General features: G+C 71.1%; 13 protein-coding genes and 1 pseudogene. 3 read left to right on the forward strand and 11 right to left on the reverse strand.

All coding sequences use genetic code 11. The features are described from left to right. Positions 1 to 27 precede the first annotated feature (27 nt). On the reverse strand, positions 28 to 621 hold the full coding sequence (locus MFF22_RS03955) for an SCO family protein (RefSeq protein ID WP_238247641.1): 594 nt from the start codon (positions 619 to 621) through the stop codon (positions 28 to 30). Positions 622 to 1,135: 514 nt separating this feature from the next. Continuing rightward, positions 1,136 to 2,395, reverse strand: coding sequence for a D-amino acid dehydrogenase (locus MFF22_RS03960; protein ID WP_238247642.1), 1,260 nt, complete (start codon positions 2,393 to 2,395; stop codon positions 1,136 to 1,138). 208 nt (positions 2,396 to 2,603) lie between these two features. On the opposite strand from MFF22_RS03960, the gene MFF22_RS03965 reads away from it, so the two are divergent. The 3 genes from MFF22_RS03965 (at position 2,604) to MFF22_RS03975 (ending at position 5,217) form a co-directional block, all read left to right on the forward strand. Further along, entirely contained in the window at positions 2,604 to 3,053 is a 450-nt protein-coding gene (locus MFF22_RS03965) for an Lrp/AsnC family transcriptional regulator (protein ID WP_238247643.1), read from the forward strand. Between the two features lie 62 nt (positions 3,054 to 3,115). Next, positions 3,116 to 4,246 (forward strand): FAD-binding domain-containing protein, encoded by a 1,131-nt coding sequence (locus MFF22_RS03970; RefSeq protein WP_238247644.1) that lies wholly within the window; start codon positions 3,116 to 3,118, stop codon positions 4,244 to 4,246. A 32-nt stretch (positions 4,247 to 4,278) separates the two neighbouring features. Continuing rightward, positions 4,279 to 5,217: an NAD(P)/FAD-dependent oxidoreductase gene (locus MFF22_RS03975; RefSeq protein ID WP_238247645.1), complete on the forward strand. Its 939-nt coding sequence runs from the start codon at positions 4,279 to 4,281 to the stop codon at positions 5,215 to 5,217. Here MFF22_RS03975 and MFF22_RS03980 read toward each other — a convergent pair. The 9 genes and pseudogenes from MFF22_RS03980 to ccoG form a co-directional block, all read right to left on the reverse strand. Next, complete coding sequence (locus MFF22_RS03980; protein ID WP_238247646.1) at positions 5,204 to 8,680, reverse strand: CheR family methyltransferase; 3,477 nt, start codon at positions 8,678 to 8,680, stop codon at positions 5,204 to 5,206. The genes MFF22_RS03975 and MFF22_RS03980 overlap by 14 nt on opposite strands. After that, entirely contained in the window at positions 8,661 to 9,221 is a 561-nt protein-coding gene (locus MFF22_RS03985) for a PAS domain-containing protein (RefSeq protein WP_238247647.1), read from the reverse strand. Before MFF22_RS03985 ends, MFF22_RS03980 begins: the two co-directional genes overlap by 20 nt. 224 nt (positions 9,222 to 9,445) lie before the next feature. Further along, on the reverse strand, positions 9,446 to 11,380 hold the full coding sequence (locus tag MFF22_RS03990) for a putative bifunctional diguanylate cyclase/phosphodiesterase (RefSeq protein ID WP_238247648.1): 1,935 nt from the start codon (positions 11,378 to 11,380) through the stop codon (positions 9,446 to 9,448). Positions 11,381 to 11,640: 260 nt separating this feature from the next. Next, positions 11,641 to 12,321, reverse strand: a complete 681-nt coding sequence (locus tag MFF22_RS03995; RefSeq protein ID WP_238247649.1) for an OmpW/AlkL family protein — start codon at positions 12,319 to 12,321, stop codon at positions 11,641 to 11,643. A gap of 101 nt (positions 12,322 to 12,422) precedes the next feature. Next, positions 12,423 to 13,775, reverse strand: coding sequence for an oxygen-independent coproporphyrinogen III oxidase (gene hemN, locus MFF22_RS04000; RefSeq protein ID WP_238247650.1), 1,353 nt, complete (start codon positions 13,773 to 13,775; stop codon positions 12,423 to 12,425). Between the two features lie 505 nt (positions 13,776 to 14,280). Continuing rightward, the gene (gene ccoS / locus MFF22_RS04005) at positions 14,281 to 14,418 is read right to left on the reverse strand and encodes a cbb3-type cytochrome oxidase assembly protein CcoS (protein WP_238247651.1); all 138 of its coding nucleotides are present in this window, start codon (positions 14,416 to 14,418) and stop codon (positions 14,281 to 14,283) included. Next, positions 14,415 to 16,722, reverse strand: a pseudogene (locus tag MFF22_RS04010) (heavy metal translocating P-type ATPase). The gene ccoS and the pseudogene MFF22_RS04010 overlap by 4 nt, the downstream one beginning before the upstream one ends. 13 nt (positions 16,723 to 16,735) lie before the next feature. Further along, a complete protein-coding gene (locus MFF22_RS04015) occupies positions 16,736 to 17,227 on the reverse strand; it encodes a FixH family protein (RefSeq protein WP_238247652.1) in 492 nt (163 codons plus the stop codon). A 104-nt stretch (positions 17,228 to 17,331) separates the two neighbouring features. Beyond that, entirely contained in the window at positions 17,332 to 18,843 is a 1,512-nt protein-coding gene (gene ccoG / locus MFF22_RS04020) for a cytochrome c oxidase accessory protein CcoG (protein WP_238247653.1), read from the reverse strand. Positions 18,844 to 18,941 lie beyond the last annotated feature (98 nt).

The following is an 18,941-nucleotide window of genomic DNA, read 5'->3' on the forward strand; positions in this document are numbered from 1 at the left end:
CGAAGTCCTTCGGAGGGAGAGGGGCGGTCAGCGGGAGGCGTCCATGCCGGCGGTGGCGGCAGGCGCGGGGCCGTCGAGGCCCTGGGTGAAGGTGTCGAGGACGGCGATGTCCCGCTGCAGCCGCGGGGCATCGATCGGATCGCCGCCGTAGCTCATGGCGATCGCGCCCCGGCGGTCGAACAGCAGGACCGTCGGCGGCGGTTCGGGGAGGGAGGCGGCCGGATAGCCGAGCTTGCGGGTGAGGGCCTTCATCCCCGCCTCGTCGGAGGTCAGGAAGCGCAGGGGCGACCCCCGGCCGACGACGCTCTCCGCGAAGGCCTGCAGCCGCAAGGCATCGTCGGCGGCCGGATCCGTATCGACGGCGAGGAAGACGACCCGCCCGCGCAGGCGCTCGGGCAGGGTCCGCGCGAGCCTGTCGAGGTCCATGGTGCGCGTGACGCACAGGACGGTGCAGTCCGCCCGGACGAACGTGACGACGGCGAGGCGATCCCTTAGGGCGTCGGCGGGCAGGGGGACACCGGACGCGTCGTGGCGGACCTCCGACGGCCCATGCGGCCAGAGCAGGCCATCGAGCTCCCCGGACGGGCGGTCTGCCGCGGCGGCGGCGCCGCCGATCGTCATGCACGCGACCGCGCACCCGGCCGCAAGCCGGCTTAGCTTCATTCCAGACCCCCTGCCCTGCTGTTGGATTGATGTCAGCAGCCGGATAAGGGGCGTTTTAAGCGATGAAAACTGCTAAAATGCGAATACGCCGCGCTTTCATCGCCTATCGTGAACGAAATTGATGAATCTGGCACGCCGATTCAGCTTCGAATCCCACCCGCCGCGCCGGTCTTTACCGTGTTTAAGCATTCCATCATCCGAGCTTTACTGTCAGGGGCGCGCTTCCCGCGCAATCTCGACATCGATGAGCGCCACAATCAGCGACTACAACCACAAATTAGCTCAGCGAAAGTCTCGCGGGACGCGACCGGGATGACGGATCGTGACCAGTCACGACCCTCCCGTGACGCATTCACTGTCAGGAACGACCGGTCCACCCGCAAGCAACGCGCGTTTGCGCAGGTCCGGCCATTGTCGGCCAAATGGAATTCGCTCACCGGCGGATGCCCGGCGGCGCCGGCACGGGGGGGCCTCAGGCGGCGTAGCGGTCGATGGCGAGGTCGTCGCTGGCGATGTCGGGGGTGCGGCCGGTTACGAGGTCGGCGAGGAGCCGACCCGAGCCGCAGGCCATGGTCCAGCCCAGGGTGCCGTGGCCGGTATTGGTGAAGAGGTTGGCGATTCGCGTCGCCCCGACGATGGGCGTGCCGTCCGGCGTCATGGGGCGCAGGCCGGTCCAGAAGCTCGCCCGGGCGAAGTCGCCACCCGCGGGGAAGAGGTCGCCCACCGACCGGGCGAGGGTCTCCCGGCGGGGTTCGCGCAGGGCCCGGCTGAAACCCGCCAGTTCGGCCGTTCCGCCGACGCGGATCCGCTCGCCGAGGCGGGTGATCGCAACCTTGTAGGTCTCGTCCATCACGGTCGAGACCGGCGCCGCATCCGGGTCGGTGACGGGGAGGGTCAGGGAGTATCCCTTCACCGGGTAGACCGGCAGGGCGATTCCCAGGGGGCGCAGCAGGGCCGGCGTGTAGCTGCCCATGGCGGCGACGTAGGCATCAGCCCGCAGGAGCACCCCCTCCGTGGTCTCGACCCCAGTGATCCGGTCGCCCTCGCGATGCAGGCGCGCGATCGACACGCCGTAGCGGAAGGTCACGCCGAGCCCCTCGCAGAGGGCGGCGAGCCCCTGGGTGAACAGGTGGGCGTCCCCGGTCTCGTCCCCCGGCAGGCGCAGGCCGCCGACGAACACGCCCCCCACCCGCGCCAGGGCCGGCTCGGCGGCGATGCAGCCCGCCGGATCGAGGACCTCGTAGGGCACGCCGTAGGCGTCGAGCACGCCTGTGTCGTCGCCGACATGGTCGAGCTGCTTCCGGGTGCGGAAGAGCTGGAGCGTGCCCTTCTCCCGGTGGTCGTAGGCAAGGCCGGTCTCGGTCCGCAGGTCGCGCAGGGCGTCGCGGCTGTACTCGGCGAGGCGCACCATGCGCCCCTTGTTGCGGGCGTAGGCGTCCTGCGTGCAGTTGGCGAGCATCCGCGCCAGCCAGCCGTAGAGGCGGGGTTCGAGGCGCGGCCACAGGACGAGGGGCCGGTGGCGCATCATCAGCCACTTCAGGGCCTTCACCGGGATGCCCGGCGCCGCCCAGGGGGCCGAGTAGCCCGGCGAGACCTGACCCGCATTGGCGAAGCTGGTCTCCAGCCCTGCCCCCGGCTGGCGCTCGATCACCGTGACCCGGTGCCCGGCCTTCGCGAGGTAGTAGGCCGAGGTGACGCCGACGACGCCGCCTCCGAGAATCATGACGTGCATGGCGAGCCTCATGCTCCGGGGTCGCTGCAATGGAAGCGGCGGCCGAGGCAGGTTCGGACATCTTCGCCGATGCTGCCGGCGCTCTCCGCCATGGATACGCTACAGGCAGGACCGGCGAATTTCCCGCGTTTCCATCGCAGGATTTTGCCTTCGAAGCTTGGCCGTGCAACATCCTGCGGCATATTCGAAGGTTCTTCGACGGACTGTGATGGACGAGATCGACCGCCGAATCATCCAGGTCCTGAGGGCCGACGGGCGCATCAGCAACGCCGACCTCGCCGGGCGGGTGGGCCTGTCAGCCTCGGCCTGCCACCGCCGGGTGCGCCTCTTGGAGGAGAGCGGCGTCATCCGGGGCTACACGGCGATCATCGGCGGCGTCACCGACGAGCCAGGGCTCGTGGTGCTCACGCAGTTCAGCCTCGACCGCCAGACGGAGGATTACCTCAACCGGTTCGAGGCGGCGGTGCGCCGCTGCCCCGAGGTGCAGGATTGCTACCTGATGACCGGCAGCGCCGACTATCTGGTGAAGCTCAAGATCGCCGACGCCGCCGATTACGAGCGGCTGCACAAGGAGGTGCTGTCGCGGCTGCCGGGAGTTGCCCGGCTGCAATCGAGCTTCGCCATCCGGACCGTCGTGGCCGCGGGCCGGACGCCCTGACGGCGGGTGCGAAGCGCCGTCCTCGGCCATCGCTTCGGCGGACGGCGCCCTAGATGAGGGCCATGCCCATCGGACCCGCCCTCACCCGCGACGCCGGCTTCGACGCCCTCACCGCCTTCCTCGCCGGGCCGGGGGCCGATTACGCCGCCGCGCGCAACACCGACCGCGGCCCGGAGGCCCGGCCGACGACCTCCGCCCTCTCGCCCTTCCTGCGCCGGAGGCTCCTGACCGAGGACGAGGTCGTCCGGGCCGCCCTGAGCGCGTTCGGCGAGGACGGGGCGCAGAAGTTCGTCTCGGAGGTGTTCTGGCGGACTTACTTCAAGGGCCATCTCGAGACCCATCCCGAAGCCTGGACGTCTTATCGAGCCGGTCTCGACACGGCGCGGGCCCGGCTCGATGCGGAGCCCGGCCTGCGGCGGGTCTACGGGCAGGCCGTGGACGGCCGCACGGGGATCGACGGCTTCGACGACTGGGCGAGACAGCTCACCGGGGAAGGCTGGCTGCACAACCACACCCGGATGTGGTTCGCCTCGATCTGGATCTTCACCCTGCGCCTGCCCTGGGAACTGGGCGCCGACTTCTTCCTCCGGCATCTCCTCGACGGCGATCCGGCGAGCAACACCTTGTCCTGGCGCTGGGTCGCCGGGCTGCACACGCGGGGGAAGCACTACCTCGCCCGGCGGGAGAACATCCGCCAGTACACGCAAGGACGCTACGATCCGTCCGGCCTCGACGAGGATGCGGAACCCCTGGACGAGGCGATGCCCCCGCGGGAGGTGCCCCTCCCCAAAGCCGACGCCCCGCCGGAGGGCGAGGTCGCCCTCCTCCTGCACCTCGACGACCTCCATCCCGAGAGCCTGCCCCTCGGCCGCGCCCGGGTGGTCCGCATCGGCGGGCTCCTCGCCCATGCGGACGGGGCGAGCGCGCAGGTTCGCGAGGCCGACGAAGCGGCGATGGCGGACGCCCTCGCCCGCGCCGGGACGCATTTCGCCTGCGGCGCCGAGCCCATCCGCGACGGGTGGGCCGGGGACCGCCCCGTGGTGACGGCCTGGGCGCCCCTGGGGCCCTCTGCCGACGCCCTGCCCGGGGGCTGCCTCAGGATCCGCCGGGACTGGGACGAGCGGGCATGGCCGTTCTCCGCGCGGGGCTATTCCCGTCTGCGGAGCGCGATCCCGAAGGTCCTGCGGGACTGAGGGGCGGATTGCACGTGATGGAGTCAGGGGCGATGGAGCGGATCGCGATCGTCGGGGCCGGGATGGCGGGGCTCGCCTGCGGGCGGGCCCTCGCCGACCGGGGGATCGGGGTCGAGCTGTTCGACAAGGGGCGGAAGGCCGGCGGCCGGATGTCATGCCGGGTGGGCGACTCGCCCTCCGGGCCCGTCGGCTTCGATCACGGCGCCCAGTACATGACGGGCCGCGATCCCGGCTTCCTCGCGCAGCTTTCCGCATGGCAGGCGGCGGGCACGGTCGCCCCCTGGCCGGCGGCGGGCGCAGGGGCTTGGGTCGGGGTGCCGGGCATGAACGCGCCGCTCCTGGCCCTGAGCCGGGACCTGCCGGTGCGCTGGGAGACGCGGGTGGACGCCATCGTCCGGGACGGCGCGGGCTGGCGCCTCTCCGGGGAAGGCCTCGACGCAGGCGGCTTCCGGGCGGTGCTGACCGCCCTCCCCGCCGAGCAGACGGCCACCCTCCTGTCCGCCTGCGCCCCCGACCTCGCAGCGATCGCCGGGCGGACCCGGTCTGCCCCCTGCTGGACCGCCATGGCGGCCTTCCCCACGCGCCTGCCCATCGCCGGGGACGTGCTGCGGACTGAGGGGGCCGTCGGCTGGGCGGCCCGCAACGCTGCCAAGCCCGGCCGCCCGCCGACGGAGGCCTGGGTGATCCAGGCCGGCCCGGACTGGTCCCGCACCCATCTGGAGCGGGACGCGGAGACCGTGGCCGGGGCCCTCCTCGGGGAGTTCTTCGCGGCCTCCGGCATCGCCCCGGTGGCCCCGTCCCTGCTGAAGGCGCACCGCTGGCGCTACGCCCGCTCGGGGGCGGCCGGGTGCGACGTGCTCTGGGACCCGGCCCTCGGCATCGGCGCCTGCGGCGACTGGCTGACGGGCCCCCGCGTCGAGAATGCGTGGCTCTCCGGTCGGCGCCTCGCGGAGGCCCTCAGGACCGGGTGAGGACGAGACCCGGCAGGGTGAGGATGAGGCGGAGGCCGCTCCTGTCGTGGTCGCGCTCCACGGAAGCCTCGAGCTGGCGCAGGGACATCTCGACGAGGAGCGAGCCGAAGCCGCGGCCGACCCGCGGCTCGGCCGCGAGGTCCACGCGCTCGTTCCACGTGAGGACGAGGCCGTCCTCCACCCGCTCCCAGGTCACCATGAGGGAGCCGTCGTTCGAGCCCAGCGCCCCGTACTTCACGGAGTTGGTGGCCCATTCGTGCAGGATCATCGCCAGGGACGAGACGTGCCGCCAGTCGATGGAGACGAGGGGCCCGTCGATCGTCGTCGGGACATGGTCACGGTAGGGCCGCAGGGTCGCGGCGATGAGGCCGGCGAGGTCAGTCATCCCCTGGCCGCCGGTCGGGTCGGCCAGGGAATGCGCCCGGCCCAGCGCCGAGATCCGGTCGCGCATGTCGGCGGCGAAGACCCCGATGTCGCGGTGCGTGCGCGACCCCGCCGAGATCATCCCGCCAATGATCGCGAAGAGGTTCTTCACCCGGTGGTTCATCTCCCGCAGCATCAGGTCGCGGGTTTCGGCCAGGGCGTATTCGGGGGAGACGTCGATGCACACGCCCACGATCCGCTTGCGATCGCCGCTCCGGGTCAGCCGCCCGTAGCTCCGGATGTGCCGGGACGCATGCTTGCCCGCCCGGACGCGCAGGCGGGCCTCAAGCTCGTCGAGCCGGTGCGACACGTCCGCGAGGGCCGATTGCAGCACCTCCCGGTCCTCGGGGAAGACCCGGGCGACCAGGGCCTCGGTGCCGTGGGGCATATCGGGGGCGAGACCGAACATCCCCCCCGCCGTGCTGTCGAACACGATGGTGCCCGCATCGGGGTTGAACTCCCAGACGCCGATCCCCCCGGCCTTGACCGCCAGTTCCAGCCGCTCCCGCTCGGCGGCGAGCTGCCGTTCCAGGGCAAGGGCCTCGGTAATGTCGGTGAGCACCAGGGTGGCGCCGTCGACGCTGCCGTTCTGGAGGCGATAGGGAAGGACCCGCAGGGACAGGGTCCGGTCCCCGTCTCGGGTGACGATGCGGCGCTGGATCACCGTGCCGCCCGCGCAGACTTCCTGCGCATCGTGGAGGTAGTCCTGCCCCGAGAGGCGGCTCGACACGTCGGCGAGCGGCCTCCCCCGGTCCCCCGCCTGCAGGGGGAAGATCGCCGTCGCCGCCGCGGTGAAGCTGCGCACCCGCAGGCTCCGGTCGAGGACGATGACCGCGAGGTCGGTCGATTCGAAGAAGTTGCGCAGGTCGGCGTTGGCGATGGTCAGCTGCTCGACCTTGGTCTTCAGTTCGTCGTTGACGGTGGAGAGCTCCTCATTCGTCGATTGAAGCTCCTCGTTCATCGACATCATTTCTTCGTTGGAGCTCTTCAGCTCCTCGTTCGTCGTCTCCAGTTCCTCGACGGTGGAGCGCAGCTTGTAGCGGGTGCGCAGCAACTCCTCTTCCAGCGCCTCGACGTGGTCGCCGCCGACATCCATCTCCATCATGTCGAGGTCGCTCGACGGCTGGAACGCGCCCACGTCGCGCAGGACCAGTAGCATCGAGCCGTCGGGCAGGGGATCGCAGACCGCCTCGATCGCCTGCGTGCCGTATTCCGAGCGGACGCTCACGTCCCGGGCGACCACCCGCTTGCGGGCATCGCGGGTCTGGCGGAGCAGGGGCCCGATCACGTCGCGCAGGCCCGGCCGGGCGAGGGTGATGGCGCTGGTGCCGCCCGCCCGGCTGACGGGGAAGTCGAAGTAGCGGCTGAGCCGCCCATAGGCGGCGATGATGCCGCCATCCTCGTTCAACACCATGCTCGGCGGGGCGTAGCGCTCCACCACGCGGCGGACGGCGACGGTCTCGTCGGCGATGGCGGGACCGCCCCGCCGCTCCTGGCGCTCCCCGCGCGGGACCTCGCCGCGCCGGGAATTGCCGGGCAGGTCGATGGGGTATTTCGGGGCGCCGGGCGGGCGCTCGAACAGCCGGGCGTGCGGGTCGATGGCCGGGAAGAGCTGCTCGAACCGGCTGACGCTCTCGGAGGGGCCGAGGAACAGGTATCCCCCCGGGCGCACGGCATAGTGGAACAGCGGCACCACCGATTGCTGCAGGCGGTCGTCGAAATAGATCAAGAGGTTGCGGCAGGAGAGGAGATCCACCCGGGAGAAGGGCGGGTCCTTCACGAGGCTGTGGCTGGAGAAGCGGATCAGGTCGCGGATCTCGGGCGCGATGGTGAAGCGCTCGGCATGGGGCAGGATGTAGCGTTCCCGCAGGGGGGCGGGGATGTCCGCCAGCGCCGCGGCCGGGTAGGTCGCCTCCCGGGCGATCTGGAGCATGCGCTCGTCGATGTCGGTGGCGAAGATCTGCACCGCCGCCGGCACGTCCATCCGCCGGGCGGCGTCGGCGAACAGCATGGCGATGCTGTAGGCCTCCTCGCCGCTCGAACAGCCCGGAATCCAGACGCGGATATCCTCGTCCGGGTTGCGGGTGCGCAGGAGCGGCTCGATGGCCCGCTCCCGGAGCACCTCGAACATCTCCGGGTCGCGGAAGAACCGGGTGACGTTGATGAGGAGGTCCCGGAACAGGGCCTCGCACTCGTCTCCGTCCGCCCGGACCCGGGCTAGGTAGGCGCGGCCCGAATCGAGGCCGAGGACGTGCATGCGCCGTTCCACCCGCCGCACCAGGGTAGTCCGCTTGTAGCCCGCGAAGTCGTGGCCCACCGCGGTGCGGATCACCCGGCAGAGGTCGTCAACGTGGTCGGCGACGAGGTCGGCCTGCTCGCCCCCATCGGTGCAGTGGCGGCGCCGGAAGAAGGCGGCGAGGCAGTCGACGATCTCCCCCGGCGGCTGGACGAAGTCGACGAGGCCGGTGCCGACGGCGGAGAGCGGCATGCCATCGTAGCGGGCCGAATCCGGCTGCTGCACGACGCAGACGCCGCCATGTTCCTTCACCGCCCGCAGGCCCGTGGTGCCGTCCGCCCCCGTCCCCGACAGGATCACGCAGGCCGCGTTGGCCTGCTGATCGACGGCCAGCGAGAGGAAGAAGTCGTCGATGGGCCGGCGCAGCCCGCGGGGCTGCACGAACTGCGTGAGTTCGAGGACGCCGTTCTGGATGGCGAGGCCCCGCCCCGGCGGGATGATGTAGACCTTGTCGCCCTGGATCCGCTCGCCGCCCTCGCACTGGAGCACCTCCAGTTCGGTGTGCCGGTCGAGGAGCTGGGCCAGCATGCTCTCGTGGTTGGGGTCGAGGTGCTGGACGATGACGAAGGCCATGCCCGTCGGGAAGCGGGCCCGGGCGAGCATCTCCCGCAGCGCCTCGAGCCCTCCCGCCGAGGCGCCGATCCCGACGACCGGCCCGGTGAAGGGCTCCGCTGCAGGCTTGTCCGGTCCGTCCAGGATCTCGGAGGCGCCTGCCCCGGCGTCGTCAAGGAAATCCTGGTGCATCGAGATCCGCGAGGGTGAGCTTCGCCTGCGCGACGGTGGCGACGGTGTTGGCGATCGTCATCAGAGACCCTTCGATGACGATGCCGCTCTCGGCCAGGGTCGGGCCGAGCCGGGAAAGGGTCTTGCCGAGTTCCGCATCGTACGCGGAAAGTAACTCAGGTTGCGAGCGGCTGACGTCGAATTGGGATGCGAAAAGAAAGCGCACCTCTCCCGACAGGGCCGTCAGTTTGGACATGTAGAGAAGATTGACGAAGGGCTCGCCGTCCTTGCGGAAGTTGACGATCGGGGTGCGCACCGAGGCCTGGCGCCCGCCCTCCAGAAAGCTCCGGATCTTGGCCCGGGCCTGCCGGTTCTCGGCGTCGCGCTGGAGCAGGCGGCAATTGCGGCCGATGACCTCCTCGTCGGTGTAGCCGGTGAGGGTGCGGAACCGCTGGTTCACCAGCAGGAGGGGGTTGTCGTCGCTCACGTCGGCGAGGGCGAGGGCGATGTTCGAGGCCTCGAAGTACCGCAGCAGCTCACCCGGAATATCTTGCGTGTGCACGGTCTTCCCTTCGTCGCTCCCGCTCGACGGCATCGCGCGCAAGCGGCTTCCCATCCGCCGGCGGGGATGGTCGATGGTCTTGCACCGCTGCAACTAGGACGCGCATGTCGTTCCGTCATGCGGGCGCATGGCGGATATGGCGGGAATCGCCGCGTCCGCCAGCCCGGTGGCGGATCCGTCACGGGCGGGCGGCGCGCGGCACTTGGCCCCGCGCCCGCAGGACGTCAGGCCCGGAGGAGGTGCGGCTCCGCACGAGGCAGGCCTGCGAGCAGCTCGGCGAGGGGCATGGGCTTGCCGACGAGGTATCCCTGGACGAGGCGGCAGCCGTGCCGCCGGATCGCGGCCATCTGGCCTTCGGTCTCGACGCCCTCGGCGATGCCGTCGAGGCCGAGATTCTCGCAGAGGTTGAGGATCGTGGCGATCACGCTGCCGCCCACGTCGCTGTCCATGGCGGCGATGAAGCTGCGGTCGATCTTGATCTTGTCCAGGGGCAGGCGGTGGACGTAGCCGAGGCTCGAATAGCCGGTGCCGAAATCGTCCAGGGCGATCTTGATGCCGAGCGCCCTCAGGGCGACGATCGCCTCCTTGGCCTGGTCGAAATCGCGCAGGAGCGCGGTCTCGGTGAGTTCCAGGGTCATGCGGCGGGGATCGATCCCGCTCTTGCGCACGGCGCCGACGATCGCGGCGACGGTCTCCGGCGAGGCGAGATCGTGGGCGGACAGGTTGAAGGACAACCCGACGTCCGGCGGGAGCAGGGCGCAATCCGCCAGGGCCTTGCGCAGCAGCAGCAGCGTGACATGGTGGATCATGCCGCAGCGCTCGGCGGCGGCGATGAACCGGTCCGGCGGCACCTGCCCGAGGGTCGGGCTCATCCAGCGGGCCAGCGCCTCGACGAGGGTGATCCGGCCCGTCTCGGTGTCGAGGATCGGCTGGTAGTGGATCCGCATCTCGGCGTCGAGGTCAACCGAGCGGAGGGCGGTCTCCACCGCCCGCTCGACGCGGATCGCGTCCTCGTGCTCCTGGGAGAAGAGGGTCGTCTCGCCCCGGCAGTACAACTTCGAATGGTATAGGGCGTAGTCAGCCCGGTCGAAGAGGGTGGCCGGTTCCCGCCCCGCCCGGGGGAATTTCGCCAGCCCGCCCGAGCATCCCCCGGTGAGCCACAGGCCGCCCCAGGCGATCGGCTGTTGCAGCGTCTCGCAGATGGCGTTGCAGAAACGGATCGCCTCCTCCGGATCACCGGGATCGTGCAGGAGCACGCCGAATTCGTCGCCCCCGAGGCGCGCCACCATCACCTTGTCGTCCGCGAACGCCGCGAGGCGCCGTCCGGCCTCCGCCAGCACGTGGTCGCCGGCGGTGTGGCCATAGGTGTCGTTGATCGGCTTGAACTGGTCGAGATCGAAGATCGCCAGGGCGAAGATGCCCCCCCGGCCGCCGACGGTGACCGTCAGATCCTCCAGGTCCTGGAAGAAATGCCGCCGGTTGGGGAGCCCGGTGAGGCTGTCCGTGAGGGCGAGCTTGGCATTGTCCTCCGAAAGGCGGGTCGCCGTGGCCTCCGACGCCACGAGCGCGACGAAGGCGCGATAGTTGTTACTGAGGACCCGCACCATCGCCATCGTCACGAAGGTGATGTTCACGGCGATCGCCACGAAGACGGCGTTCCCGCTGGTGAGGCAGATGAGGATTAAGGTGCTCATGACGATGCCCGTCACCAGGAAGGCGGCGACGGGCAGATGAGTGAGGCAGTTGATGGAGGCGATGACGGTGACGGCGATGAAGATCACCACGTGGGCCTGTTCGTAAGGGCCGCCGTAACCGTGCAGGACCATTGCCCAGGCGAGGGAGACCAGGGACAGGACTCCCGTCATCACGGTCGTGAGGAGAAGTTGCCGGATTGCCTCCGCCTCGGTCATCGTCTCGGGACGCAGGCGTAACCAGTGGACAGCCCGCAGCAGGGAGATCGAGACGGCGAAGGCCGGGAAGCCCATCGTCACGATCCCAGGCGCATAACCAGAATGCGTCGCGGCGATCGCGCAGGTATTCACGCTAAGCACGCCGTACAGGGTGGGGATCTGTTTCTGCAGTTCACTCACCTGCCTGACGGCCGGCAAGTTGTCCGCAGACTGCGCGCATATCAGGCGAAAGCGGTTCCAGCGGTCCATGGCATCGTTTCTTCAAACCCACCGCCAACCTCCCATGTATTCATTAATCAGGCTTTGCGCTATTTCTAGAAATAACAACCAACAGCAAGACATACAATCCGTCATCAAATTTCAAAAGAACTTTTAGAGCGCAGAACAATCGGCTACAACGACCTGAATGCGGTCGTGCGTCGACGCCACTTAAGAGGAATCGTTAGGCACTCTCGCCGGAAGGCGGAGCGGCCCCGCGCTGACGATCCCCGGCGGGGCCGAAGCTACAATCAAAACTTGTAGACGATGCCGGCGCCGACGATCCAGGGATCGATGTCGACGCGCCCGCGGACCGCCCCGGCATTCAGCTTCACCTTGGTGTCGAGGAAGAGCTTCTTCACGTCGACGTTCAGGCCCCAATGCTCATCGAGCATGTAATCGAAACCAGCCTGGAGGGCAGGGGCGAAGCCGCTCGTCAGGCGGAAGCTGGTGAAGGCGCCCCGCTCCTTCTCGCCGAAGAAGGCCGAGTAAGTCACGCCCGCGCCGACATACGGCCTGAACGCGCCGAGACCGTCGACATGATATTGCAGGGTGAGGGTCGGCGGGAGGATCCACGTGCTCCCGATCCGTGCGCCGGCCAGGCTGCCCGTTCCCTGGATGCTGTGCCGGGTGACGCCGAGGATGAGTTCGGCGGAAATGTTGCGGGTGAAGAAGTATGAGATATCGAGTTCGGGGACCGCCGAGTCGGTGATGGACACGCCGGCCCCGGCCAGGGGGGCTCCCCCGGCGGTGAGCTTGGCGCCCGGGTCGGGCAGGATCCCGAGGACCCGCAGGCGCACCAGCCAGGGCGACCACGTGGCCGGCAGGGGGACGGGGGCCGAGGCGAAGGCCGGGAGGTCGGCCGCCCCGGCGGCTGTCGCTCCGAGGCTCAGCGCGGCAGCCGCGGCGAGGGTGGCGATCCGTCTGGACATGGTATCGTTCGTTCCGGTTCGGAGGACAGGTCTGCCGGACCTGCCGGCCCTCCCATCAAGCTTGGCCGTGGGCCGCCTTCCTTGATCGGGATCAAACCAGCTCACGCGGCCCGGCTGTGCAGGGCCGCCGAGGTGCCGAGATACGTATCGAAGGCGGCGGCCACGGCCCGGATGAGGGCGCGTGCCCCGTCGGGGATGACGAGGACGTCGCCCTCGCGCCGGACGAGGCCGTCGGCGATCAGGGCCGGCAGCCGGAGGAGCGCCGCGAGGAAGGGTCCCGCCTCCCGGCCATGGGCCCGGCAGACCTGCCCGGCATCCACGGCGAAATCGCACATGATCCGCTCGATGAGGTCCGTCCGCAGCCGGTCCTCGGGGCTGAGGGCGTGGCCCCTCACCGTGGCGAGCTCGCCGCGGGCGATGCGGTCGGCATAGGGCCGCAGGGCGGGCTCGTTCTGCACGTACCCCTGGGGCAGGCGGCCGATGGACGAGGCGCCGAACCCGAGGAGGAGGTCCGCCGGGTCGGTGGTGTAGCCCTGGAAGTTGCGGCGCAGGCGGCCCCCGGCCTGGGCCAGGGCCATCGGATCGCCGGGCAGGGCGTAATGATCGAGGCCGATCCGCCGGTAGCCCGCCCCTTCGAGGCTTTTCGCGATAGCCTCCGCCTGCGCCCGGCGTTCGGCCCCGTCCGGCAGGGAGGCGGGATCGATCCGCCGCTGGTGCTTCTTGAAGGCGGGAACGTGGGCGTAGCCGAACACCGCCAGCCGGTCGGGCCTCAGGGTGAGGCATTGCCGGACCGTGTCGAGGCAGCTCGCCGGATCCTGGTGGGGCAGCCCGTAGATCAGGTCGAGGTTGATGCCGGCCACCCCCGCCTCCCGGAGACCCCGCACCGCCGCGGCCGTGACGTCGAAGCCCTGGAGGCGGCCGATCGCCTCCTGGACCCGGGGGTCGAAGCTCTGCACCCCGAGGCTCACCCGCGTCACCCCCGACCGGCCGAGGGCTTCGGTCATGGCGGGGCTCAGGGTGCGGGGGTCGATCTCGACGGCGATCTCCGCCTCCGGCGCGACGGGGAAGCGCGCCCGCAGGGACGCGACGAGGCCTTCGAACGCCTCCGGCGCCATCACCGTGGGCGTGCCGCCGCCGAAGTGGATGTGCCGCACCGGCGGCGCCTCGGGCAGGAGCCCGGCGACGAGGTCGATCTCCCGCCGGAGCAGGCCGACATAGGCGGCGATGGGGGCATCGAGCCGGGTGATGGCCGTGTGGCAGCCGCAATAGCGGCACATCGCCCGGCAGAACGGGACGTGGAGATAGAGGGAGGTGCCGGCGCCCGCCGCGCTGTCCCCGAGCCAGCCGGCATAGGTCTCCGGGCCGATGGCGGCCGAGAAATGCGGGCTCGGCGGATAGCTGGTGTAGCGCGGCAGGCACTCGTCGGCGTAGCGCGCCCGCACATCCTCCCGCATGGACTCCCCCTCCCCGGCCCTGTCGCCCCGGCGGGGGTTACCGCGGTGGGCGCCCTGCCCTCCTTGACCTGGCGCAAAGGCCGGTTCTTCCGACCGCTCTCGTCATGAAGAGGGGGGACGTGAGGGGGCTTCCCGGGACGTGATGACGTCCCCTCCACCGTCATTGCGAGCAGAGCGAAGCAATCCAGGGCTGCGGGACCTCGCAGGATGTGGCGGACCCTTGAGTTGCTTCGCTTCGCTCGCAATGACCGTGGAGGAGGTGATCCAAGGATGACAGAAAACGCGCTAGGGCCAGTGTCGATCGGGTTGAGGCGATCCCACCCTCCCCCTCATCCTGAGGCGCCCGCCTCGGCGGGCCTCGAAGGAGCCCTCCAGGGATCGCGCGGCAGGCTGGAGCCCTCCTTCGAGGCGGCTTCGCCGTACCTCAGGATGAGGCCTTCGAGGCGACTGTGCCGCACCTCAGGATGAGGGGGAAAGGGTGGGACCCACTCGTTCGATCGGAGCCCTAGTCGTCCTGCAGCACCCTGTGCTCGGCCCCCTCGAGGTCGTCGTACTGGCCGTTGCGCAAAGCCCAGAGAAAGGCGGCGAGGCCGAGGGTGCCGAAGGCCAGGGCCAGGGGGATGACGAGGAGCAGGACGGTCACGAATGGCCTCCGGTGGGCAAGGGAACCACGGGCAAGGAACCGGTGGCCGCCTCTGCCCTGCCCTCACGCGATCGGGCGCGCAGGGCGTTCAGGGTCACCACCAGGGAGGAGCCGGACATGGCCAGCGCGGCGATGAGCGGGGTGAGAAGCCCCGCCGCCGCCAGGGGCACGGCCAGCAGGTTGTAGCCGGCGGAGAACCACAGGTTCTGCAGCATGAGCCGCCGCGCCCGGCGGCCGGCCGCGAGCACCGCCGGGACCGGGGCGAGGCGGCGGCCCAGGAACAGGGCGTCGGCCGCCGCCTGGCTGACATGGGCGGCGGTCACGGGCGAGAGGGAGGCGTGGGCCGCCGCGAGGGCGGGGGCGTCGTTGAGCCCGTCGCCCACCATCAGCACCCGGGCCCCTCCCCGCTGGAGCGCCTCGATCCGGGCTATCTTGTCAGGCGGAGAGAGGCCGGCCTCCCACTCCGCCGAGCCGTCCGGCGACCGCGGCGACGGCGGCCGCGCGGTCGCCGGAGAGGATCAGCACCCGCAGGCCCGCCTCCAGCAGGCCCGCCACGACGGCGGCCGCGTCGGGCCGGAGGTCCTGCCGCACGGGGAAGGCCACCGGCGCCGCCCCGCCGGCCCGGAAGCAGATGACCGAGGCGTCGGGATGGTGGGCAAGCACCGCGGCGGCCTCGGCCTGCGCCCCGCAGAAGGCGGGGGAGCCCAGGCGCAGCTCGACGCCGTCGTCGACGGCCCGGACACCAAGGCCCGCGGCCTCCTGCGCCCCCGGGAAGGGCGGCGCCCCCCCGGCGGCGGCCAGGGCCATCGCCATCGGGTGCCGGCTCGACAGGGCCAGCCGTGCGGCCAGGGCGAGGTCCGGCAGGTCCGCACCCGCCGCCGCCAGGACCGGCTCCGGCAAGGTCAGGGTGCCGGTCTTGTCGAACACCACCGTGTCGATGGCGGCGAAGCGCTCCAGGGCGGTGCCGTCCTGGGGGAGCACGCCTTCGCGGAACAGGGCGCCGGCCGCCACCATCTGCACCGCCGGGATCGCCAGCCCGAGGGCGCAGGGACAGGTGACGATCAGCACCGCGACGGCGGCGAGGAGGGACGCATGCCATCCCGCCCCCGCGGCGAGCCAGCAGGCCAGGGTCAGGGCCGCCGCTGCATGGACGAGGGGCACGTACAGGCGGGTCGCCCGGTCGGCCAGGACGAGGGTGCGCGAGCGCGCCTCCAGCGCCCGGCCCATCAGCCCCTCGACCTCATCGAGGAGGCTCTGCCCCGCCGGGGACGTGACGCGGATCGTCAGCGCCCCGCTGCCGTTGAGCGCCCCGGCGAAGACCCGCGCCCCCGCCTGCACCGGGAGGGCGGCGGTCTCCCCCGTCACGAGGCTCTGGTCGAGGTCGGACGTCCCCTGCTCCACGACGCCGTCGGCGGGAACCCGCTCCCCCGGCCGCAGGAGGATGCGCGTGCCGGAATCGAGGTCGGCGACGGGCACGTCGCGCAAGGTCCCGTCCGGGGCGACGAGGGTGGCGCTCGCGCTGCGCAGGGCCGCGAGGTTCTCCGCGAAGGTGCGGGTGCGCCGCCGCATCGCCTGATCGAGCACCCGGCCGATCAGCAGGAAGAACAGCAGCATCACCGCGCCGTCGAAATAGGTGTGGGCCGCCCCCGAAAGGGTCTCCGCCACCGACATCGCCAGGGCGAGGACGACCCCGAGGGTGATCGGGAAGTCCATGGTGACGCGACCGGCGCGCAGGCCCCGGATCGCCCCCTCGTAGAAGGGCCGCCCGGCATAGGCGGCCGCCGGCAGCGCGATGACGGCCTGGATCCAGTGGAAGAGGTCGCGGTTCTCGGACGTCATGTCGGAAACGTTGCCGGCCCAGACCGAGACCGCCAGCAGCATCACGTTCATGGAGGCGAAACCCGCCACGGCCAGCGCCCGGATCAGCCGGCGCGTCTCGGCGGCCTCCGCCTCGGCGACCCGGCCTGGATCGAAGGGCCGGCCTTCGAAGCCGAGGGCCCGGAGGGCCTCCAGGATCGCGCCGATATCGGGCTCGGCACCGGGCTCCCAGGTCACCGCGAGGCGGCGGTCCGACAGGTTGAGCCTCGCCCTCGCGATGCCGGGCAGGCCGGCGAGGCCGCGCTCGATCGTCCCCATGCAGCCGGCGCAGCGGATGCCCTCGACGGCGAAGGCGGCCCGGGCTGCGCCGTCCCCGTCGCGGTTGACGAAGGCGGCGTAGTCCCGGGCGAGGGACGGCCTCGTGTTGGCCTCGCTCCACGCGGCGTGGGCCTCGATATAGGCGAGCGCCATGTCGGTGCAGCACATCGGCCCGCTCCCCTCAGTTCAGGACGATGCGGTGCCGGCGCCGGAACGCGACCCCGTCCCCGCCGAGGACCTCGACCACGAGGTCCCATTGCCCGCGGGGCACGGCCTCGGCCCAGGCGGCGTAGGTGCCGTCGCTCACCTCCGGCAGGTCGGCGACGACGTCGAACCGCTTGTCGGTCGGGCGTTCGAGCCGGGCCCGGAGGGTCTTGCCCCGGAGCGGCCTGCCCTCCCCGTCCGTCAGGGTCGCGGTGATCACCGCCCCCGCCGGCAGGGGGGCGGCCGAGGTGTCGAGGCGCCAGCCCAGGGCGTCCTGCGCCCGGGCCCGGCTCAGCTCCGCATTGTAGCGCTGGCTCGCTTGGTAGGGCGACGCCTCCTCAAGGCCTGACCATGTCCGCAGGGCGGAGGCGACGAGCACCGCGTCGGCGGAGGCCACGGTCCCGAAGAAGGCGGCGAAGAGGATGAGGATCCTGCGGCCGGTGAGGACACCCTTGCGGGCTCCGCTCATCGATCGCTGGTCCCGGCCTCTCCCGTCGTCCCGAGGTGAGGCGGGGTGGTGGGAGAGGGTGGGATCGATGGCGCCATGATCCCCTTTGGGCGGTGAGGGCATGGTCAGCGGGCCTTGAAGTGGTCGTTCGCCGCCGCGTGCCCGTCGGCGCCGTCGGTGATCCGGAAGGTGACGGGCAAGGTCGGCGGCTCCAGGCCCGGCGGGGCGACGACGAGGACGCGGAATTCCTGCGTGGCGTCCGCGGGCACGGGCAGGGCGTCCGGCCGTCCGCCCACCACCTCGACCCGGGCTCCCGGGACGCCCTCCACCGCGAGGGCGAACGCACGGGCCTCCGGGCGCTTGTTCGCGATACGCAGGGTGAAGCCGTTGCGCACCGCGCCGTCGGAGAGGGTCACGAATTGCGGGTTGCGGTCGTGCAGGACGCTGAGGCCCGTGAAGCTGCGCGTGGCGAGGCTGTAGAGCATGAAGCCGCCCACCCCCGCCACGAGCACCCCGTAGAGGATGGTCCGCGGCCGCACGATCCGGCTTACGGGTCCCTGGCCAGCGGCCCGGCTCCGGCGGTTGGCCGCCGTGTCGTAGCCGATCAGGCCGGTGGGCCGCCCGAGCCGGTCCATCACCCCGTCGCAGGCATCGATGCACAGGCCGCACTGGATGCAGTCCATCTGCAGGCCGTTGCGGATGTCGATGCCCGCCGGGCAGGCGGTGACGCAGGCGAAGCAGTCGATGCAATCCCCCGCCGGTTGGCCCGCGGCCCGCAGCAGGTCGGTCTTCTTGGCCGAGACCCGGGGCTCGCCGCGCTCGTCCCGGTAGAGGATGTTGTAGGCGTGCTCGTCGGTCAGCGCCGCCTGGATCCGCGGCCAGGGGCACATGTAGGTGCAGACCTGCTCCCGCATGTGGCCCGCCAGGAGATAGGTGGCGGCGGTGAGCGTCAGGATCGCGGCGGCGGCGACCGGCGGCGCCTGGAACGTGGCGAGCTGGCCGACCAGGGTCGGCGCGTCGGCGAAGTAGAGCACCCAGGCGCCCCCAGTCCACCACGCGATGAGCAGCCAGATCGCGTGCTTCGTACTCCGCAGGGCGATCTTCTTCGCGGACCAGGGGGCGGCGTCGAGCTTCAGCCGCTCCCGGCGGTCGCCTTCGATCATCCGTTCGACGGCGAGGAACAGGTCGGTCCAGACGGTCTGTGGACAGAGGTAGCCGCACCAGATGCGCCCGGCGACGGCGTTCATCAGGAACAGGATCAGCGCCGCGAGGATCAGGAGACCCATCACGTAGGTCACGTCCTGCGGCCACAGCTCGATGGAGAACAGGTAGAACCGGCCCCTGTCGAGGTCGAGGAGCACCGCCTGGGACGGCTCGCCCTCTCCCCGGTGCCCGCGCAGGAACGGGACGAGGTAGTAGACGCCGAGCGCCACGGCCAGCAGCATCCACTTGATCCGCCGGAAGGTGCCCCGGACCAGTTGCGGCTGGATCTTGGTCCGCGCCGCATAGAGCGACCCGTCCTCGACCGGGATGGCCGAGCGCGTCGCGGCCACGCCGAACTTCTTCGGGGCCCGGGCCGTGGGAGCCGGGACGGCGGCGGTGGGGGTGCGGGGTTCTTGGCGCTGGGCGAGGGGCATCGGCGGACCATCCGCCGTCCGTCGAAAGGGCGGCGTGCCCCTGCCCTAGGCCCCGCCTGGGAGGGGCCGCCTTGATCTCGCTCAAACGGTCTTTGCGG

This window comes from Methylobacterium persicinum (assembly GCF_022179525.1).
In the GTDB taxonomy this organism is placed as follows: Bacteria; Pseudomonadota; Alphaproteobacteria; order Rhizobiales; family Beijerinckiaceae; genus Methylobacterium; species Methylobacterium persicinum.

Excerpts from the sequence above, each read along its gene's own strand:
- MFF22_RS03955 (WP_238247641.1), bottom strand. The coding sequence starts at position 621 with ATGACGATCGGCGGCGCCGCCGCCGCGGCAGACCGCCCGTCCGGGGAG.
- MFF22_RS03960 (WP_238247642.1), bottom strand. The coding sequence starts at position 2,395 with ATGCACGTCATGATTCTCGGAGGCGGCGTCGTCGGCGTCACCTCGGCC.
- MFF22_RS03965 (WP_238247643.1), top strand. The coding sequence starts at position 2,604 with ATGGACGAGATCGACCGCCGAATCATCCAGGTCCTGAGGGCCGACGGG.
- MFF22_RS03970 (WP_238247644.1), top strand. The coding sequence starts at position 3,116 with ATGCCCATCGGACCCGCCCTCACCCGCGACGCCGGCTTCGACGCCCTC.
- MFF22_RS03975 (WP_238247645.1), top strand. The coding sequence starts at position 4,279 with ATGGAGCGGATCGCGATCGTCGGGGCCGGGATGGCGGGGCTCGCCTGC.
- MFF22_RS03980 (WP_238247646.1), bottom strand. The coding sequence starts at position 8,680 with ATGCACCAGGATTTCCTTGACGACGCCGGGGCAGGCGCCTCCGAGATC.
- MFF22_RS03990 (WP_238247648.1), bottom strand. The coding sequence starts at position 11,380 with ATGGACCGCTGGAACCGCTTTCGCCTGATATGCGCGCAGTCTGCGGAC.
- MFF22_RS03995 (WP_238247649.1), bottom strand. The coding sequence starts at position 12,321 with ATGTCCAGACGGATCGCCACCCTCGCCGCGGCTGCCGCGCTGAGCCTC.
- hemN (WP_238247650.1), bottom strand. The coding sequence starts at position 13,775 with ATGCGGGAGGATGTGCGGGCGCGCTACGCCGACGAGTGCCTGCCGCGC.
- MFF22_RS04015 (WP_238247652.1), bottom strand. The coding sequence starts at position 17,227 with ATGAGCGGAGCCCGCAAGGGTGTCCTCACCGGCCGCAGGATCCTCATC.
- ccoG (WP_238247653.1), bottom strand. The coding sequence starts at position 18,843 with ATGCCCCTCGCCCAGCGCCAAGAACCCCGCACCCCCACCGCCGCCGTC.